Origin of the sequence: Paraburkholderia sp. JHI2823, from assembly GCF_038900695.1 — a bacterium.
GTDB lineage: Bacteria > Pseudomonadota > Gammaproteobacteria > Burkholderiales > Burkholderiaceae > Paraburkholderia > Paraburkholderia mimosarum.
On sequence record NZ_JAYMRY010000431.1, the window covers coordinates 1 to 254 of the forward strand.

1 pseudogene is annotated in these 254 nt (G+C 56.3%); it reads left to right on the forward strand.

Annotated features, from left to right (window positions below):
* A pseudogene (locus tag VSR34_RS39295) lies at window positions 1-254 on the forward strand (DDE-type integrase/transposase/recombinase); the annotation flags it as partial.

Below are 254 nucleotides of genomic sequence, written 5' to 3' on the forward strand. Positions count from 1 at the left end.
GCCGGCCCGAGACCGGCGCGCTGCATCATTCGGACAGGGGTAGCCCAATATGCCAGCGACGACTTCCAGCGCAAGCTGACGCAATACGGTATGCGTTGCTCGATGAGTCGCAAAGGAAATTGTTGGGACAACGCCCCGACGGAGAGCTTCTTCAACAGTCTGAAGAACGAACGGGTGCATGCTACGCGATACCGCACCCATCAAGAAGCGATGGCGGACCTGTTCGAATACATCGAAGTGTTTTATAACCGCAG